Origin of the sequence: Spirosoma liriopis, assembly GCF_023196085.1 — a bacterium.
Classification (GTDB): Bacteria; Bacteroidota; Bacteroidia; order Cytophagales; family Spirosomataceae; genus Spirosoma; species Spirosoma oryzicola.
In genome coordinates this window covers 733,207-748,404 of sequence record NZ_JALPRF010000002.1, presented here as the reverse complement: position 1 = coordinate 748,404, position 15,198 = coordinate 733,207, and the positions used below count along the sequence as shown (strand labels likewise).

Below are 15,198 nucleotides of genomic sequence, written 5' to 3'. Positions count from 1 at the left end.
TTACTCTTTTCAAGTTGTTCCCCAGGCGTACCAATTGCCGCTGATCTTGACCCATCGGATCAGTTCTCCACAGTCATTATAGACAGGCATCGTTCCGGTTTCCGAATAGGCTATACCATAACAATTGTCAATCAGCCCATCCTCTGTAAACGAGATGGTTCCATCTGGCAAAATGGCAAAACTCATGTACTCTGTTTCAATCAAACCTTGCCGAATGGCTTCAAAATGCTGTCGATCAACGCCTTCCCGAGCCAATGCTTCGTTGAGCAGGTATTTTTTGGGAGACGTTTCGAATTCGCGGACGGTATCTTTGCTGTTGAACTCATAAGCCGTACCGTTAAGGATCTTCCAGAATCGCTGTCCATCTGACATCTTTTCGATTTTCCCGTAGCTTTTTATGTCGCTGACCATCTTATTCAGCGCACTCTCGTTGAGCTTAAAATAAATAAAATCACTTATGTGAGCCAGCAAGCCAAGGCTATACCAAAACAACACGATAGCCCCTATCGCGACCGGCAGATAATAGAATCGATACCCATTGCCCGTTTCCGTAATGGTTAGTCTGATTGCCGAAATGATCAACAGAATAAGCGACAGAAGCAATAACAGAGCAGAAAGGAAAGGCCCTACGAGTCGCCCACCGAAAGCAAACAGAAGGTAGGGTACCGTAGCACCAATGATAAAAAAAACGGCAGTAGTTCTAAGCTTAATTTTCATTCCTTACTAGTAAATTGGCACAGCTCCAAGATACATAAAACGTTGGTTCACGAGCTCTGTTGGCATCCGGCTAGCGAAAGCCATATTCCTCCCATCCCCTATCCAATCCTATTTAGCTATTTTGGAGGACATACCCTTCTATTATGATAAGCCATTTTATCAAAATGACGCACTATTATTAGCATCCTAAGTTCGCTTTTCCAGTAATTGGTTGATTATCAAGGGCGCTCTTAAGCCTAAATAATGTGGCACGAAATTGCTAATTAGTCGGGAAGAACGTCAATAATCATCGCTATGAATGATGTGATTAGTAAAGCCGATTTGCTCAACCTACTGATCAATCGGATACCAGAAGCCCGGCGAGAATTTATGTGCTTACCGCGCGAAACCAGTATCTATACAACACTGCATAAACTTTGCGAAGTCACTTCCGTCTTGGCCCACCAGAATAAGTTCAGAGCCGTAAAACGCTGTTTGCTGGCCGCTGAAGAACTCTTGAAAGATGGCGACAAACATATAAGCAACGCAGTCTGTACGGTTTTCATCTACCGACTGGCTATGCTGATGGATAAACGGGACGACCGCTCGGAAGTGATTCACTACCTGTTGCCACGCAGTCTACGCACCGAATACCATCGCCAACTAAATGCCTGTATTCCATGATAGCCTTTTCAGATAGCCGAATCAACGAAAACGCAACGGTGGCCAGTGGCTTAACGGTTGTAGTTGCATCGGATGCCCACCTGATTCACGTAGAATCGATCTGTCGTACAATAGCCGAGAGCGCCCACGCCCGAGGAACGGGTATTGCCGGACGCTCTCCGGCTTATTTGCGCCAGAAAATACAGGATGGTAGAGCCATCATCGCCCTGTTGCCAGACGGCCAGTGGGCTGGATTTGCTTATCTGGACGTTTGGGAAAACGGTCAATACATTTCGCATTCCGGTCTGATCGTGGCACCAGATTTTCGCCGACACGGTGTTGCGCAGCACATCAAGCGAGCCTTGTTTGACTTAAGCCGCTGCCTTTTTCCAAACGCGAAACTATTCAGCATTACAACGGGTCAGGCGGTGATGAATCTTAACAGTCAACTAGGTTTTCGCCCCGTTGCCTTCAGCGAATTACCACAGGATGAACGCTTCTGGAATCAGTGTTCATCCTGTCAAAACTGCGATATTCTGGCCAGAACGGATCGAAAATATTGCCTCTGCACCGGTATGTTATATGACCCGGCAACGGCATCCAATCCACGGGTTGACGGTCTTTGTTAATACCGGATTGTCCAGTACGGATTTCGATGGGCGGTCATGCTTTCGGCAATATGCTGGCGGATTATGGTATCGTACTGAGCGTCAGTTATCTTCTTACCTTTTGTTTTTGGGAGTTTCAAGTCGTCGGGCGTCAACGTTTTGAAGTTGACGTTCGTTGCTTCGACAACAACATCGCCATCATTCACATTCAGTTCCAGAATCAGGCCCGGTAGCCCCGTGTAGCGCTCGGGGCCTGCCGGAACCGGAATATCCTGCGCGAACCAGGCTACAATTTTCTGCTTTTTGATAGGGTCTTCGGCTTCGGCTTTCATGCAGATATAACCAGCGACTTCTTTGATCTGGTTACCAATTTTCCAGGTTGGGGTGCGCAGTGAATCGTCGATAACGTACGTTTTACCAAGCATTTCGATGATGTCGGTTTTCTTGTCTTTATCGAAGTTTCGATACAGTAAGAACTCCGATCTGCGCCATGAGTAACCGCTCTCGGAAGGCTCGTCACTGCTGTATGTGTAGATGCTTTCGTTGGCGTTGAACGCCAGCTTCATTTTTTCTTTGGATTCATCATCGTTTTTCCAGGTTTGAGCGGCCCGATCCTTCTCTTCCTGACTCAAAAACGACATGCGATTGATGAGTTTAGTCCAGTACGTTTTTCGTTCGTACGTCGCGATACCCTCGGTTTTCTGGGCCTGGGCTGTTACCGTAGCCAGTATAGCAAAAAGTAAAACAAGAAGGCGGTTCATAATTATTTCGGTTTGGGTTTATGGCTTCAGGGTTCGTAGTCGTTAATATCCATCCCGGCGCATCTTTGCCTGAACGCCACGCATGTTGTAAGTAAAGCTGAGCATAAAATACCGGGCCAGCGTCGCAATCCGTTCATCCTGCACGTAGTTTTGCCCCGCGTACTGCGACACCACTACGTTTCGGTTCAGCATATCGACAGCCGTCAAACGCACTTCTGCTTTCTTAGCCTTACCCATAATTTTGTACACAGACGCATTCCAGATGGGGATTTGCTGATGGAAATCCAACCGGTCGTTTCTGTAAGTTCGGTAGTTCAGCGATGTGTTCACGTAAAAATCAGCGGGCAGCTTCAGGTTCAAGTCGCCCCGGTAGTTATTATTGATAATAATCTGGTTCTGCGCTGTGTTGATCGAGTAGCGCGTATCGATGATTCCCCAATTGGCGTTCGCGTAAAAGGTTAGCCATTCGGTGGGCGTCAGGTCCAGTCGCGTACCGATGTTATAATTCTGATTGTTTGTCTCGTTCAACACCTGGTTGATTCTCGTCAGATTCTTCCCGAAGTTTAGTTGTGTGTTGAGGTTCAGCGTCGCCTTTGTTTTCTTGAGCGGGAAGCCAAAATTCAGGTACGAACCAAGGCTACGGCCACCAGTGAGGTTTTCGGGCCGCGTTCTCGTAATCAGCGTCTGTGGATCTACCGTTTGGCTGTAGACAATCTGATTTTCGAAATACGATCCGTAGAGGTTGACGTTTACGTTGGTAAAGTTTCCGGGGTTAAAGTAATAAAATCCTGCGTTCAGGTTATGTTCCAGCTGAGGCAGCAAGTCAGGGTTTCCTTCGTTGATAAACAAAGGATTGCTGTTGTTGATAATCGGTTGCAGATCGCGCGACGAAGGAATACGGACGTTGAGCCCATAGCCACCGTAGAGGTACCGATTTTTCTTCATGTCATAATTGAGCGACAGATTCGGCACCAAGGTGGTAAAAGTTCGATTGATCCGGTTGAATTGAGTCGATGTCTGATCAGGCGCGTACTCCCCGTCGAGTGTAAACTGCTGACCAGCCAGACCGGCCGATACGTTCATCCCTTTGAATGAATAGCGGATGCTGGAGCCAAGCCGGTTGTAGAGGTAATTATTTTTGTAATAGCGGCTCAGCGAGTCATTGCGACTCATACCGGCATCACCTACGTTCAATACGTTGCGGTCAACTTCATCGTACCGGAGGCTGAAATTGTAAAACGTCTCCCAGAAAAACTTTTTGGCAAACGGCTCCACGTACTGCAAGCTGACCTTATACTCGTTACGCAGGCTATTGGTATTCTGGTCCTGCCGAATCACCCGCAACATGTCGTTTACGCTCGTTGCCTGCAAGAATTCATTGCGCGCATCGAGATCAAGCGTCGCATCGTTCGTATTGATCTGATACGTAGCACTGGCGGCAAACGAACGCCCCATTTTCTTAAATTTCAATCGGTAAAGCGCTGTATTCGCCATACCAAACTGCCGCGCTGTACTGAAGTTCTTGGTTCGGTTGCGCGTCGAAAGCGCTTCTCCACCGTTGGCTCCGGCGCTCCGGTAAAGATCCTGAAACGTCAGCAGATTCGTGTTTCCGTTGTTTAGACGAGCATTGCTCAAAACAACCAGCGTATTAGTCGAATCGAGCATCTGTTCGTAACGCAGGCTTACCCGATGATTGCCGTTGAAGTTGATCTGGTTGCTGTTCTCTTCGGTCCGGTACGAGCTAGCTTCCAGCAGGTTTCTACGGTTGCGCTCCGCATCCAACTCAATTCGGCTCTGATTGTAGTAATAACTGGTACTGAGCTTGGTCTTTTTTGTGTCGTAGTTGTAATTGACGCCCCCCGCTACGTTGTTTGAAAAACCCCGCCCATCGCCCCCGCCGACGGGTATTCCGAGCGTTTCATCGTCATTGCCAAAGTAAATAGACCGGCCACTTCCTCCGAACCCAAAGTCGGCATTATCGTTCCAGTTGAACGAATTGCTACCCCGAAAGTCCTGATAATCATTGAAAGATAAACCGTCCTGATTCGTATTGTTGGCGAGTCCGATAACCGAAAACTGCCGCTTCGAATCAAACTTGTTGTAATTGCCTTTGATCTCCCCGCGCGCCGATACATCGTTGGATGCCGGTCCGCCACCAGCGGTCAACTTTCCGAACCCTCCTTTTTTGAACTGTTCTTTCAGTTCCAGATTTACGGTTTTTTCCTTTTTACCGTCTTGTACGCCCGTCAGTTTGGACTGTTCAGTTTTATCGTTGAACACCTGAACTTTCGAGATGGATTCGGCTTGTAAGTTCTTGGTAGCCAGCTTCGGGTCATTGCCAAAGAAACTTTTTCCATCAACCGTCACCTTTTTTACTTCCTCCCCCTGCGCCCGAATGTTGCCATCCTGATCGATCTGCACGCCCGGCAGTTTACGCAACAAATCTTCGACGGTCGAACCGGGGGGCACTTTAAACGAACTGGCATTATACTCAATCGTGTCCCCTTTGATTGTGAGTGGAGCCTTGGCCGTTCTGACGACTACTTCGAATAGCTCTTTCGTAATCGGTTTCAGCTTTAGCGCGCCCAGGTTGACAACCGATTCACTGCCTGACTTAATCACCTGATTGTAGGGGATAAAGCCGACGAACGAAATTTTCAGCACGTACGTCCCCGATTTAACATTCTTGAATGAGAAAGCCCCTTTTTCGTCGGTTCGGGTAAAATTAACAAGCGACGAATCTTTGGGGCTTAGCAACATGACTGTTGACGAAGGTAGCGGAGCGGCAGCGGTATCAACGGCTTGCCCCTGTAACGTAAAGCGCGACGGTGCTGCCGGGTTTTGGGCGTAGACAACGGCCGCAAATAGCCATAGCACGGCCATGACGAAAAGGTTTTTCATTAGGGAATAGGTAAAGGTTGAACGGGTGTATTACGGGCAAATATAACCGGCTTCTAATGGCCGGTTATACGGTTAACGTTTTTTAACTATTTTTATAGTAGCGTATTTAGTAAGCGGTATACCGGACTTACAACAAGCGCATTTTGTTAAAAAACGGCGCTTTGCTCATAGAAGAAGGAGCGAAATTTGAGTGGATTCCACACGAAAAAGGCAATAATATTTTAAACGGTATCCGCTTGACTAAGTGCGCTTGGCGTGCAGATAACTCTCGACTACTTCTCGAATGGCTCGTGCTTTTAGCAGGCATTCCTCCCATTCCTGTTCAGGGATCGCATCGTAGGTTATTGCGCTTCCTACCGAAAAAGATGCGTACTGACGCTGGGCATCATATAACAGCGTTCGAATGACAACGCTGAAATCAAAATCACCGTCAGGCGTGATGAACCCAATGGCCCCCGAGTAGAGCCCCCGCCGACTGACTTCCAGTTCGTCGATCAGTTCCATAGACCGAATTTTGGGTGCGCCTGTCATACTACCCATCGGGAAAGCGTGGCGAATAGCATCGGCCCAGGTAACTGTATCGCGTAAGGTTGCCGAAACGGTGGAGATCATCTGGTAGACCTGCTGAAAGCCATAAATACCGAAGAGTTCATCGACCTGTACAGAACCCGTTTGAGCGCTACGGGCCAGATCGTTACGCACCAGATCGACAATCATCAGGTTTTCGGCCCGTTCTTTTTCGGAATGAATCAACTGCTCGCGCAGGATAACATCTTCTTCGGCGTTACGCCCCCGCCGAATGGTTCCTTTGATGGGCTGCGACAGGATTTTTGGTCCTTGCTTCTTTAAAAATCGCTCCGGTGAAGCACCGATGCTATACTGATCGCCTAGTTTGAGAAGGCTTGAAAACGGCATGGGCGACCGTTCATTCAACGCTCGGTAGACAGTTAAAGGATCAAGTAGGACCTGCTCGACGAAAAACTCAATGCAGTAGTTTAGTTCATACACATCACCAGCTCGAATATGCTGCTGAATCCGACGGACATTCGCCTGGTATTCTTCAGGCGTAACACGGCATTGAACATTCTTGCTGGTGCGTTGAGCTGTCTTGTCTACGTACTCTTTTTGGAAACCCGTAAGCTTGATCGCTTCAATTAGCGAATCAGAATCATTGCCACCCCAGACGATTATGCCATCTTCTTCAAAATCAATGACCCACTCGGGTTCGACAAAATAAGCATTAGGCAGACCCAGTCGATTCGGATTACGGCTGCCTAGCGTTTCAAGCTCATTCTTCAGGTCGTACCCTAAGTAACCAACCAAAAATCCTGGCTGCTCCGTGTGCGCTTTGTACAACTCCTGAAACGTGTCCGTATCTGAAAATGAAACGACCCGTTTCGCCCCGACAAACAGTCGATTGGGAAACGGGTCATTGGGATAAGCAATCTTATTATTGTTTAGAAAAGCCACGAAGCCGTGCTGGTGCGCCTGCTGGTCCAAAGCCCACGCCAGTGCTTTCCACCGAAACGCCAGTGCATCATCAATGGCCACGCGCTTCGTGTTCATACTTACGAGCGTAATAGCCGTACGTCAACCGCGATATCTTTCCCTTCGGCGTTCTGACCAACGGTGAACTCAACTTCGTCGTCTACCTGCAATTCGTTGAAATCGGTATCAATCAGGCTTGTGTAGTGAAAGAATAGGTTGTTGGGCGGAAAATTCACGAAACCATAACCCGTCTTTAAACTACGAATGGTACTGATTTTACGACCTTCCGGATCGGGGTCTATGCCGTCCGCGATGTTATAATTAGGCTCATCGGACTGTAAATAATCGTCGTATCCTTCTTCGGGAATCCCACCGCTGAAGCCATTGGTGTAGCTTCCACTATTGCTGGTTACTGCCGTGAATGTTGGGCGGGCCTGCTGCTGTTGCGGCTTGACGAACAAGTTTTGGATAACGATATCGTTTCGACGGCTCCGGTCGTCGATCAGACCGTGCATAGCTACCGGATAGGATACTTCTTCGAGCAAATCCTGCGATGTACGGGTTACCTGCTTTTCGCCCTGCTCGTTCAGGAACTCAAAGTCCCAACTCAGCACCATAATTCGTGAGCCAAGCGTATTCAGCTTACGGATCAGCGGCACATAATCGCCATCGGAAGTTATCAACACAACTACGTCAAACTTTTTGTACTGCGCCAATTCAAAGGCTTCGAGAGCCAGCCAGACATCTATGCCTTTCTCCTGGCGATACCCCTGGTAGGTTTTTACGGGCAGATAATGCGTAACAACCCCCTCCGACATCAGAATGTCGTCGAATAAACGGTCGTAGAATAATTGATTCCCCCGCTGGTTGGCTTCGTGGGCATTCAGGCGTCCTCTAAAATAATGCGCATCTACAATCTGACATAAACGCTCATTGACCCCTTCTTCTTCGGCAACCTGACGGCGTATAAATGCGTGTAAACCGGATATACTGATTCGACTACGTCGTTCGTGAGAATAATTATAATAATTGCTTACGTGTAAAAAATAGTTTCCGTCATAAAAAACCCCAATACGGGTCAATCTGGATGCTGTTGTAGGCATAGTTTATCTTGCAGTATATGTATGGTACGAAATGCACTTTTATTAATATCGTTTTCTATGATGGGATAGATAGCTTACTTTTTATTAGTAAAGCGAGTTACGAACTGATAGGACTTTAAACGTATAAAACCAGAGAGGGTGTAACAGAATCCTTTTGTAAGAGTATCGAAAACGCTAAGACACCGCAAAATTAATAGGTTTTCGCTTACAATACGGTCGGTAAGGTATCTTTGTCAGCCAGATATTCTTTTTATGAGAAAAATATTATTCATTGACCGTGACGGTACACTTATTATTGAGCCTCAACCCGATCAGCAGGTCGATTCCCTAGCGAAACTCGATTATATTCCTAAAGCGATTTCGGCGATGCGTAAAATTGCCGAGGAGACCGACTATGAGTTGGTGATGGTTACCAACCAGGATGGCCTCGGCACCAGTTCGTTTCCGGAAGATACGTTCTGGCCGGCACATAACAAAATGCTGGCTACGTTCTCGAGCGAGAATATTTCGTTCTCTGCGGTACACATCGACCGCCATTTTCCCCACGAGAACTCGCTTACCCGCAAACCCGGTATCGGAATGCTCACGCAGTATTTAAGCGATGCGTACGACCTCGCCAACAGCTACGTTATCGGCGACCGCCTGACCGATGTACAACTAGCCGTTAATCTGGGGGCTAAAGCCATTCTGTTTTTGCCGCCCAACGGATTAGCCACGGTACAGGCTGCCGATGTTACGGGCCTAACCGACGAAATGAAACAGGTGATTGCCTTCACAACCGACGATTGGGATAAGATTTACGAATTTTTACGCTTACCCGCCCGCGTCGCTACCGTTGAACGCAATACAAGAGAAACGCAGATTCGGGTCGATCTAAACCTTGATGGCCGGGGTCAGGCCGACATGCATACGGGTCTTGGCTTCTTCGACCACATGCTCGATCAGGTAGCCAAGCATTCGGGGGCGGATCTTTCCATTCACGTAAAAGGCGATCTGCACATTGATGAACACCATACCATCGAGGATACGGCCCTCGCGCTGGGCGAAGCGTACCGACGTGCGCTGGGCGACAAACGGGGAATTAGCCGCTACGGTTTCTTACTCCCTATGGATGAAGCACTTGCTCAGGTAGCCATTGACTTTTCGGGGAGGCCCTGGCTGGTGTGGGAGGCCGAATTCCGGCGCGAAAAAGTCGGCGATATGCCAACCGAAATGTTCTTTCACTTCTTTAAATCATTCTCCGATGCGGCCTTGTGCAACCTGAACATCAAAGTAGAAGGTGACAATGAGCATCATAAGATTGAAGCGATTTTTAAAGCGTTTGCCAAAGCCATAAAAATGGCCGTTGGGCGCGATATTAAAGAACTTGACAACCTTCCGAGTACGAAGGGCGTTCTGTAATAAGTCGTTGATTTTAGAACCCAGCAGACGATTTTTACTTTTTGTCTGACTCCCGGTGCTTAATATCCAACGTCTATCGTATTTTTGCATCCGAATTCAACTGAATACCGACATGGATTTATCAACTCCGCTAACTATTCTGTTCTACGTTGTTTTACTCTCAGCAGCCTTCGTTACGGGTCGCTGGTTAGAGCGCAAAGACCGGAAGTACTAAATACGTTTTCAATTTATAGTTTTCAGCCAGCGACACCCACTGAAAACTATAAATTGAAAACCACACATCAACTGATGCTAAGTGCTCTAACCCGTTGGTTATTTAAAATTGCCGGATGGCGGGTAGTTGGTCCTATACCGCATTTACCCAAAGGTATCTGGGCGGTTGCTCCTCATACGACCAACTGGGACTTTTTGATTGGTCTGGGGATTCGCCCTACCATTCACATCTGGATTCAATATCTGGCTAAAAGCTCGCTTTTTACGTGGTATGCGGGCTGGCTTTTTCGCCTGTTAGGCGGCAAACCTGTTTATCGCGACAAATCGCGTAACATGGTTGATTCGGTGGTTAACGTGTTTAACCAGAACGAACAACTTCATATTTGCATTGCACCCGAGGGGACTCGCAGCAATGTGGAAAAGCTAAAAACGGGCTTCTATTACATTGCGCTCGAAGCCAACGTACCTATCATTCCGGTTGGTTTCGACTGGCCCCGCAAACTTGCAATTCTTGGCGATCCCATCTACGTGACAGGCGACTACGAGAAAGACATGATTCCTTTCTACGAATTTTTCGCTCAGGTTCACGGTATCAAGAAGGACTGGTTGAAGAAATGGGAAGAAATAGGAGTCATGCAGTAATAGCCTTCCTACCCGTTTCTGTTCGCTTTTGCCAACTCAACCATTTGCTGTCCGGCCCGCTCCGACGCGCCCGGCTCCCCCATTTTCGCTTGTACTTCTGCGTAACCTGCCAATTGTATTTCCCGCCGTTTGTCGCCCGGTAAAATGGCCTGCAATGCATCGGTAACCCGCTCTGTGTTCAAATTACTCTGGATCAGTTCCGTTACTACTTCCCGGTTGGCGATCAGATTGACGAGCGATATGAACGGTACCGCAATCAGGCTTTTGGCAATGGCGTAAGATATTGTTGTCGTTCTGTAACATACGACCTGCGGGATGTTTAGCAGCGCCGTTTCGAGCGTGGCGGTACCCGATGTAACAAGCGCAGCGGTAGCAATGTGAAGCAGATCGTAAGCCGCATCATTCACCCGTTTAACAGTTGGATAACCAGCCATCAAATTACTGTACAGGGGCGAAGGCAGATTACCAACCGTCCCGACTACGAACTGATAATTCGGGAACTGACGCGTTGCCGCCAGCATAACGGGAAGTATCGAGGTGATTTCCTGCCGACGGCTGCCGGGAAGCAAGGCAATAACCGGCCGATCATCAAGCTTTAGCGTTGACCGAAACGAAGGATTGGGTTTGAAATCCGCAAGCGCATCCAGCAACGGATTGCCAACGTACGATACGTCGTAGTCGTACTTGGCAAAAAACTCAGTTTCGAACGGTAGAATCGTGAAGAGCCGGTCCACCGTAGCTTTAATTTTCAGCGCACGCCGTTGATTCCATGCCCAAACCTTTGGCGAAATGTAATAGAACACCTGAATTCCGTGCTTCTTGGCAAAGCGCGCCATGCGTAGATTAAACCCGGCGTAGTCGATTAGAATCAACGCATCCGGGCGATGCTGGAGCACATCGGCCTGGCACTCGCGCAAGATCCGACGGATAGTACCCAAATTTTTAGCGACTTCCAGAAAGCCCATAAACGCCATCTCGCGGTAGTGGCGGACCAGCACAGTCCCAGCCTCCTCCATCTGCTCACCGCCATAAGCCCGACACTGCGCAGCGGGATCATGACGCCGAATAGCCCGGATCAGATTGGCTCCATGTAGATCGCCGGAGCGCTCACCAGCAATTAGATAGTATTTCATCTACAGTCGTAAGTTGTCATCGGTAGTCATTGATATGGCATACAGTCATTTAATGTTACTGACAACGCATTGCTGACCGTAACGATCAATGACCAAGAATGACAATCATTGCCTATTCTCCGAAATAATCGACAAAATTTTTCGGTGTTTCGTACAGTCGAAGTTGGTGCAGATGCGCTTCGGTTACGGGAGCTAGTGCCCGTTCGAGAATTTTCCAGATCTCCATGATAAAGATTTCACAACTGGCCATTTTGCCTTGCATAAAATCAACATCAAGGTTTAAATTTTTGTGGTCAACTTTCTCGATGACTTCGCGCTTAATAATATCGCCCAGCACTTTTAAATCAATGACGAAGCCGGTGTCGGGATCGGGCTCTCCTTTTACCGTCACAATTAATTCAAAGTTGTGGCCATGCCAGTTTATGTTGGCGCAAGGACCAAAAACTTCCTTATTCCGCTCCTCAGACCAGGCCGGATTGTAGAGCCGGTGGGCAGCGTTGAAATGTTCGATTCTGTTGATATAGACCATTTTTCTGGTTTAGATGGGGCGGTTGCCAGAAACGCCGATTTGTAAAACAAGCCGCAAAGGTACGAACTCTTTAGGCGTTATAAAACCATTTGCCAGCAGAAAGAGTTCGAGTTTAGCGCTTAGGTTAAAATAAGAAAAATACAATTTAATCCTAAAAAACGCTATTCCTTTGTTCGTTTTAAATGCCGTATCTTTACACCCTCTTTCACTTCGTCCCGGCCGAAACTTAATTTATTATCGCAGTTAATACGTTTACTCCTAGCATTTTATGATTATTGTTACGGGGGCCGCTGGCTTTATCGGAAGCTGTTTAATCAGCAAGTTGAATCAGGAAAATTTCAATTTTATCATTGCTGTCGATGACTTCTCAGACCCTCGTAAAGAAGCTAATCTGACGGGTAAACGCATCCAGGAACGGGTTGACCGCGAAGAGTTTTTCAGTTGGCTGGACGATAACTATCAGGAAGTCGAATTTATTTTTCATATCGGTGCGCGTACCGATACGACCGAATTTGACCGGGAGATTTTCGAGCACCTGAACGTCGAGTATTCGAAGCAAATCTGGAATCGCTGCATCGACTACCAGATTCCCCTCGTATATGCGTCATCGGCGGCAACCTACGGCTTGGGCGAGTTTGGTTACGACGACAACGAATCTGTAATCCCGCACCTGAAACCGCTAAATCCCTACGGCGATTCGAAGAACGAGTTCGACATCTGGGCGCTGGAACAGGAGCGTAAACCTTTCTTCTGGGCCGGATTGAAATTCTTTAACGTCTACGGTCCGAATGAGTACCACAAAGACCGGATGGCATCCGTAATCTTTCACGCGTACAACCAGATTGGTCAGACGAGCCACATGAAGCTGTTCCGCTCACACAATCCCGATTTCACGGACGGTGGGCAGATGCGTGATTTCATTTACGTGAAAGATGTTATCAATGTCTGTTCATTCCTAATGCATCACCGCCGTAACTCGGGCATCTATAACTTGGGTAGCGGCAAGGCTCGAACCTTCCTCGATCTGGCGACTCTCACCTTCCGGGCGATGGGTAGCGACCCACAGATTGAATTCATCGATACCCCCGTCGATATTCGCGATAAGTACCAGTATTTCACGCAGGCCAATATGGCCAAGCTTCGCTCCATTGGCTATGATCGCCCATTCTGTACATTAGAGGAAGGCATTTCAGACTACGTAAAAAATTACCTGAAAGAAGGGAAGTATTTATAAGTATTCGCCAAGCTGTCTCAACGCTGTTTATAGAAGCCTCGGTTTACTTTTTCAAGACAGAAAGACGCTCTGCAATAGAGCGATAAGCTAGCCTGGGTTACTGCGCGTGAAGCAATAGTTCAGGCTAGCCTCGTAAAGTTGGTTGATGAGGTAATAGACGCCTTTTACTACTAGGGCGATTTTATTCCCAGATCACTTCGATTACTTCTTTTTTCAGGTCCACGGTTGTCTGCTTTTCCGTTGCCGACCGACGAAGCGCCAGCTTCCCGTTGTTAACTTTCATGGCTTCCTGCTGCAAGATATGCGTCGCATCTTTTTTGTGAAAAACGGACACAACAGTGTCATCGGTAGAAACCGGTAACGAGAACGATTTACCCGACGCTTTCACGGATCGGGCCGTGGGTGGCAAGGGCTGGTTGCGCAGTAAAGCAATAGCCCGCGAAGCCTGAGGGACGCCATACCCCACATAGTTATTGCCGTACGGGTATAAATGAGACGACTTCTCGATAATAGCCATCACTTCCTTATTTGTCAGTTTGGGATTTGCCTGCATGATACAAGCCGCAAAACCCGTAATCACCGGAGCCGACAGGGACGTTCCGTAAAGCGAGAAGCACGAAACATTGGGTTTCAGATAAGGTAGACTCTCCGGGCCAATGCTGCTGTAGCCAATACGATTCCAAAGCTTGGCGTTAGTAGCGCCAATCGCTAATACCCCTTGCGCATCGGCGGGTGTGCTGATAATGCGCCACGAGCGGTCGTCGCCCTCGTTACCAGCGGACACGACAATTAAAATTCCTTTCTTATCAGCGGCAATCTGCGCGGCCCGGCTGATGAGACTTGTGTGACCGTCCATCTGACTCGGCTGGTAGTTTTCCTTTGGGTTGCTCATGCCTTTGGCGTAGCCCAGCGATGTGTTGATGAGCCGAACGCCAAGACTGTCCATCCATTCCATCGCAGCTACCCAGTTATCCTCTTCTCCTCGGTATTCGCGATTGCCCTGATCGGTTCTCGCCAGATAAAACGTCGCATCGGTAGCCAGACCGTACTGCGTTTTTTCAATAGGATCATTACCCGCAATGGCGGCCAATACTTCCGTACCGTGAAAATCGGACATGGTTTCGAGCGTATGAAATAAGTCACCACGCGTCTTTTTGTCATTCACGTAATCGCGGACTCGCTTTACCCCGTCACGCGTAAATACATGCTTCAGCGCATTCGCCGAATCAGCGCCAAAAAATCCGGCGTCGATAACACCAACGTTCACAAAACGGCCTGTCAACCCAGCCTGCATAAAATCAGGTGCCTGAATCTGCGTCATCACTGGTGCCATGTGCGGGCTGATACCCTGGTCCTGCCCCCCTATTGACGTAATGATAATTGCCGGATCAATCGCCTGAATGCCTGCGACAAAAGGTAAGGCCGCTACCCGAGCGTACTCGTCAGCCGAAAGCCGGGCCGACACCGCGTTTAACCAGCGTGATTGCGTAATCGACTGAATACCTTCGTGTTGTAAACGGCTAACGTAATGAGCAGAAACCGGTTGATCTGTATCATCCAGCGGTAGATTCTGCGACCATCTCCGTACTAGAGCGGCTTCCGATAAGGCGGGCTGAGTACCTTGATCTTTCGCGTTGAACAGAATCCAATACTTTGGTTTATCGGAGTTTTGTTTACTCGTGTTTGGTCCAGTTGGTTGGGGATACGACACCCCCGAATTCGCCTGAATCAACAGGGCAACCAGGCAAATGAATGAGGTTAAGCGAAACGTCATGAACGAATGAAAGCCGTTAAACGTGTTTTGTAGTAAGCGTTGTATAGAAAGC

General features: G+C 48.1%; 13 protein-coding genes. 5 read left to right on the top strand and 8 right to left on the bottom strand.

The annotated features are described in order from the left end of the window. Nucleotides 1-9 precede the first annotated feature (9 nt). Nucleotides 10-717: a hypothetical protein gene (locus M0L20_RS12150; protein ID WP_248477219.1), complete on the bottom strand. Its 708-nt coding sequence runs from the start codon at nucleotides 715-717 to the stop codon at nucleotides 10-12. 294 nt (nucleotides 718-1,011) lie between these two features. Here M0L20_RS12150 and M0L20_RS12145 point away from each other — a divergent pair, with 294 nt between their 5' ends. Beyond that, a complete protein-coding gene (locus M0L20_RS12145; protein ID WP_248477217.1) occupies nucleotides 1,012-1,380 on the top strand; it encodes a DUF7674 family protein in 369 nt (122 codons plus the stop codon). After that, nucleotides 1,377-1,988 carry a GNAT family N-acetyltransferase gene (locus tag M0L20_RS12140; protein WP_248477215.1) on the top strand — a complete coding sequence of 204 codons (612 nt, stop codon included), beginning with the start codon at nucleotides 1,377-1,379 and terminating at the stop codon, nucleotides 1,986-1,988. Before M0L20_RS12145 ends, M0L20_RS12140 begins: the two co-directional genes overlap by 4 nt. On the opposite strand, the gene M0L20_RS12135 is transcribed toward M0L20_RS12140, so the two are convergent. The 4 genes from M0L20_RS12135 to M0L20_RS12120 form a co-directional block, all read right to left on the bottom strand. Further along, nucleotides 1,985-2,728, bottom strand: a complete 744-nt coding sequence (locus M0L20_RS12135) for a GLPGLI family protein (protein ID WP_248477213.1) — start codon at nucleotides 2,726-2,728, stop codon at nucleotides 1,985-1,987. The two genes, M0L20_RS12140 and M0L20_RS12135, sit on opposite strands and share 4 nt — an antisense overlap. A 42-nt stretch (nucleotides 2,729-2,770) precedes the next feature. Further along, nucleotides 2,771-5,629, bottom strand: a complete 2,859-nt coding sequence (locus M0L20_RS12130; RefSeq protein WP_248477211.1) for a TonB-dependent receptor domain-containing protein — start codon at nucleotides 5,627-5,629, stop codon at nucleotides 2,771-2,773. 240 nt (nucleotides 5,630-5,869) lie between these two features. Further along, nucleotides 5,870-7,195: an aminodeoxychorismate synthase component I gene (gene pabB, locus M0L20_RS12125; protein WP_248477208.1), complete on the bottom strand. Its 1,326-nt coding sequence runs from the start codon at nucleotides 7,193-7,195 to the stop codon at nucleotides 5,870-5,872. A gap of 2 nt (nucleotides 7,196-7,197) precedes the next feature. Further along, the gene (locus tag M0L20_RS12120) at nucleotides 7,198-8,220 is read right to left on the bottom strand and encodes an NYN domain-containing protein (protein ID WP_232561230.1); all 1,023 of its coding nucleotides are present in this window, start codon (nucleotides 8,218-8,220) and stop codon (nucleotides 7,198-7,200) included. Nucleotides 8,221-8,472: 252 nt separating this feature from the next. On the opposite strand from M0L20_RS12120, the gene hisB reads away from it, so the two are divergent. Both hisB and M0L20_RS12110 read left to right on the top strand, forming a co-directional pair. Continuing rightward, a complete protein-coding gene (gene hisB, locus M0L20_RS12115; protein ID WP_248477205.1) occupies nucleotides 8,473-9,621 on the top strand; it encodes a bifunctional histidinol-phosphatase/imidazoleglycerol-phosphate dehydratase HisB in 1,149 nt (382 codons plus the stop codon). Between the two features lie 288 nt (nucleotides 9,622-9,909). Next, nucleotides 9,910-10,476: a 1-acyl-sn-glycerol-3-phosphate acyltransferase gene (locus M0L20_RS12110; protein WP_248477203.1), complete on the top strand. Its 567-nt coding sequence runs from the start codon at nucleotides 9,910-9,912 to the stop codon at nucleotides 10,474-10,476. A gap of 8 nt (nucleotides 10,477-10,484) precedes the next feature. Here M0L20_RS12110 and lpxB read toward each other — a convergent pair whose 3' ends face one another. Together lpxB and M0L20_RS12100 are read right to left on the bottom strand one after the other, a co-directional pair. Next, nucleotides 10,485-11,609: a lipid-A-disaccharide synthase gene (gene lpxB / locus M0L20_RS12105; RefSeq protein WP_248477201.1), complete on the bottom strand. Its 1,125-nt coding sequence runs from the start codon at nucleotides 11,607-11,609 to the stop codon at nucleotides 10,485-10,487. Between the two features lie 112 nt (nucleotides 11,610-11,721). Further along, nucleotides 11,722-12,138 (bottom strand): 6-pyruvoyl trahydropterin synthase family protein, encoded by a 417-nt coding sequence (locus M0L20_RS12100; RefSeq protein ID WP_232561226.1) that lies wholly within the window; start codon nucleotides 12,136-12,138, stop codon nucleotides 11,722-11,724. Nucleotides 12,139-12,406: 268 nt separating this feature from the next. Here M0L20_RS12100 and rfaD point away from each other — a divergent pair, with 268 nt between their 5' ends. Next, on the top strand, nucleotides 12,407-13,372 hold the full coding sequence (rfaD, locus tag M0L20_RS12095; protein WP_248477199.1) for an ADP-glyceromanno-heptose 6-epimerase: 966 nt from the start codon (nucleotides 12,407-12,409) through the stop codon (nucleotides 13,370-13,372). 181 nt (nucleotides 13,373-13,553) lie between these two features. Here rfaD and M0L20_RS12090 read toward each other — a convergent pair whose 3' ends face one another. After that, nucleotides 13,554-15,146 (bottom strand): S8 family serine peptidase, encoded by a 1,593-nt coding sequence (locus M0L20_RS12090; protein ID WP_248477198.1) that lies wholly within the window; start codon nucleotides 15,144-15,146, stop codon nucleotides 13,554-13,556. Between the last annotated feature and the right edge of the window lie 52 nt (nucleotides 15,147-15,198).

What these genes read in the sequence shown, in the direction of transcription:
- M0L20_RS12150 (WP_248477219.1), bottom strand. Translation starts at nt 717, where the DNA reads ATGAAAATTAAGCTTAGAACTACTGCCGTTTTTTTTATCATTGGTGCT.
- M0L20_RS12145 (WP_248477217.1), top strand. Translation starts at nt 1,012, where the DNA reads ATGAATGATGTGATTAGTAAAGCCGATTTGCTCAACCTACTGATCAAT.
- M0L20_RS12140 (WP_248477215.1), top strand. Translation starts at nt 1,377, where the DNA reads ATGATAGCCTTTTCAGATAGCCGAATCAACGAAAACGCAACGGTGGCC.
- M0L20_RS12135 (WP_248477213.1), bottom strand. Translation starts at nt 2,728, where the DNA reads ATGAACCGCCTTCTTGTTTTACTTTTTGCTATACTGGCTACGGTAACA.
- M0L20_RS12130 (WP_248477211.1), bottom strand. Translation starts at nt 5,629, where the DNA reads ATGAAAAACCTTTTCGTCATGGCCGTGCTATGGCTATTTGCGGCCGTT.
- pabB (WP_248477208.1), bottom strand. Translation starts at nt 7,195, where the DNA reads ATGAACACGAAGCGCGTGGCCATTGATGATGCACTGGCGTTTCGGTGG.
- M0L20_RS12120 (WP_232561230.1), bottom strand. Translation starts at nt 8,220, where the DNA reads ATGCCTACAACAGCATCCAGATTGACCCGTATTGGGGTTTTTTATGAC.
- hisB (WP_248477205.1), top strand. Translation starts at nt 8,473, where the DNA reads ATGAGAAAAATATTATTCATTGACCGTGACGGTACACTTATTATTGAG.
- M0L20_RS12110 (WP_248477203.1), top strand. Translation starts at nt 9,910, where the DNA reads ATGCTAAGTGCTCTAACCCGTTGGTTATTTAAAATTGCCGGATGGCGG.
- lpxB (WP_248477201.1), bottom strand. Translation starts at nt 11,609, where the DNA reads ATGAAATACTATCTAATTGCTGGTGAGCGCTCCGGCGATCTACATGGA.
- M0L20_RS12100 (WP_232561226.1), bottom strand. Translation starts at nt 12,138, where the DNA reads ATGGTCTATATCAACAGAATCGAACATTTCAACGCTGCCCACCGGCTC.
- rfaD (WP_248477199.1), top strand. Translation starts at nt 12,407, where the DNA reads ATGATTATTGTTACGGGGGCCGCTGGCTTTATCGGAAGCTGTTTAATC.
- M0L20_RS12090 (WP_248477198.1), bottom strand. Translation starts at nt 15,146, where the DNA reads ATGACGTTTCGCTTAACCTCATTCATTTGCCTGGTTGCCCTGTTGATT.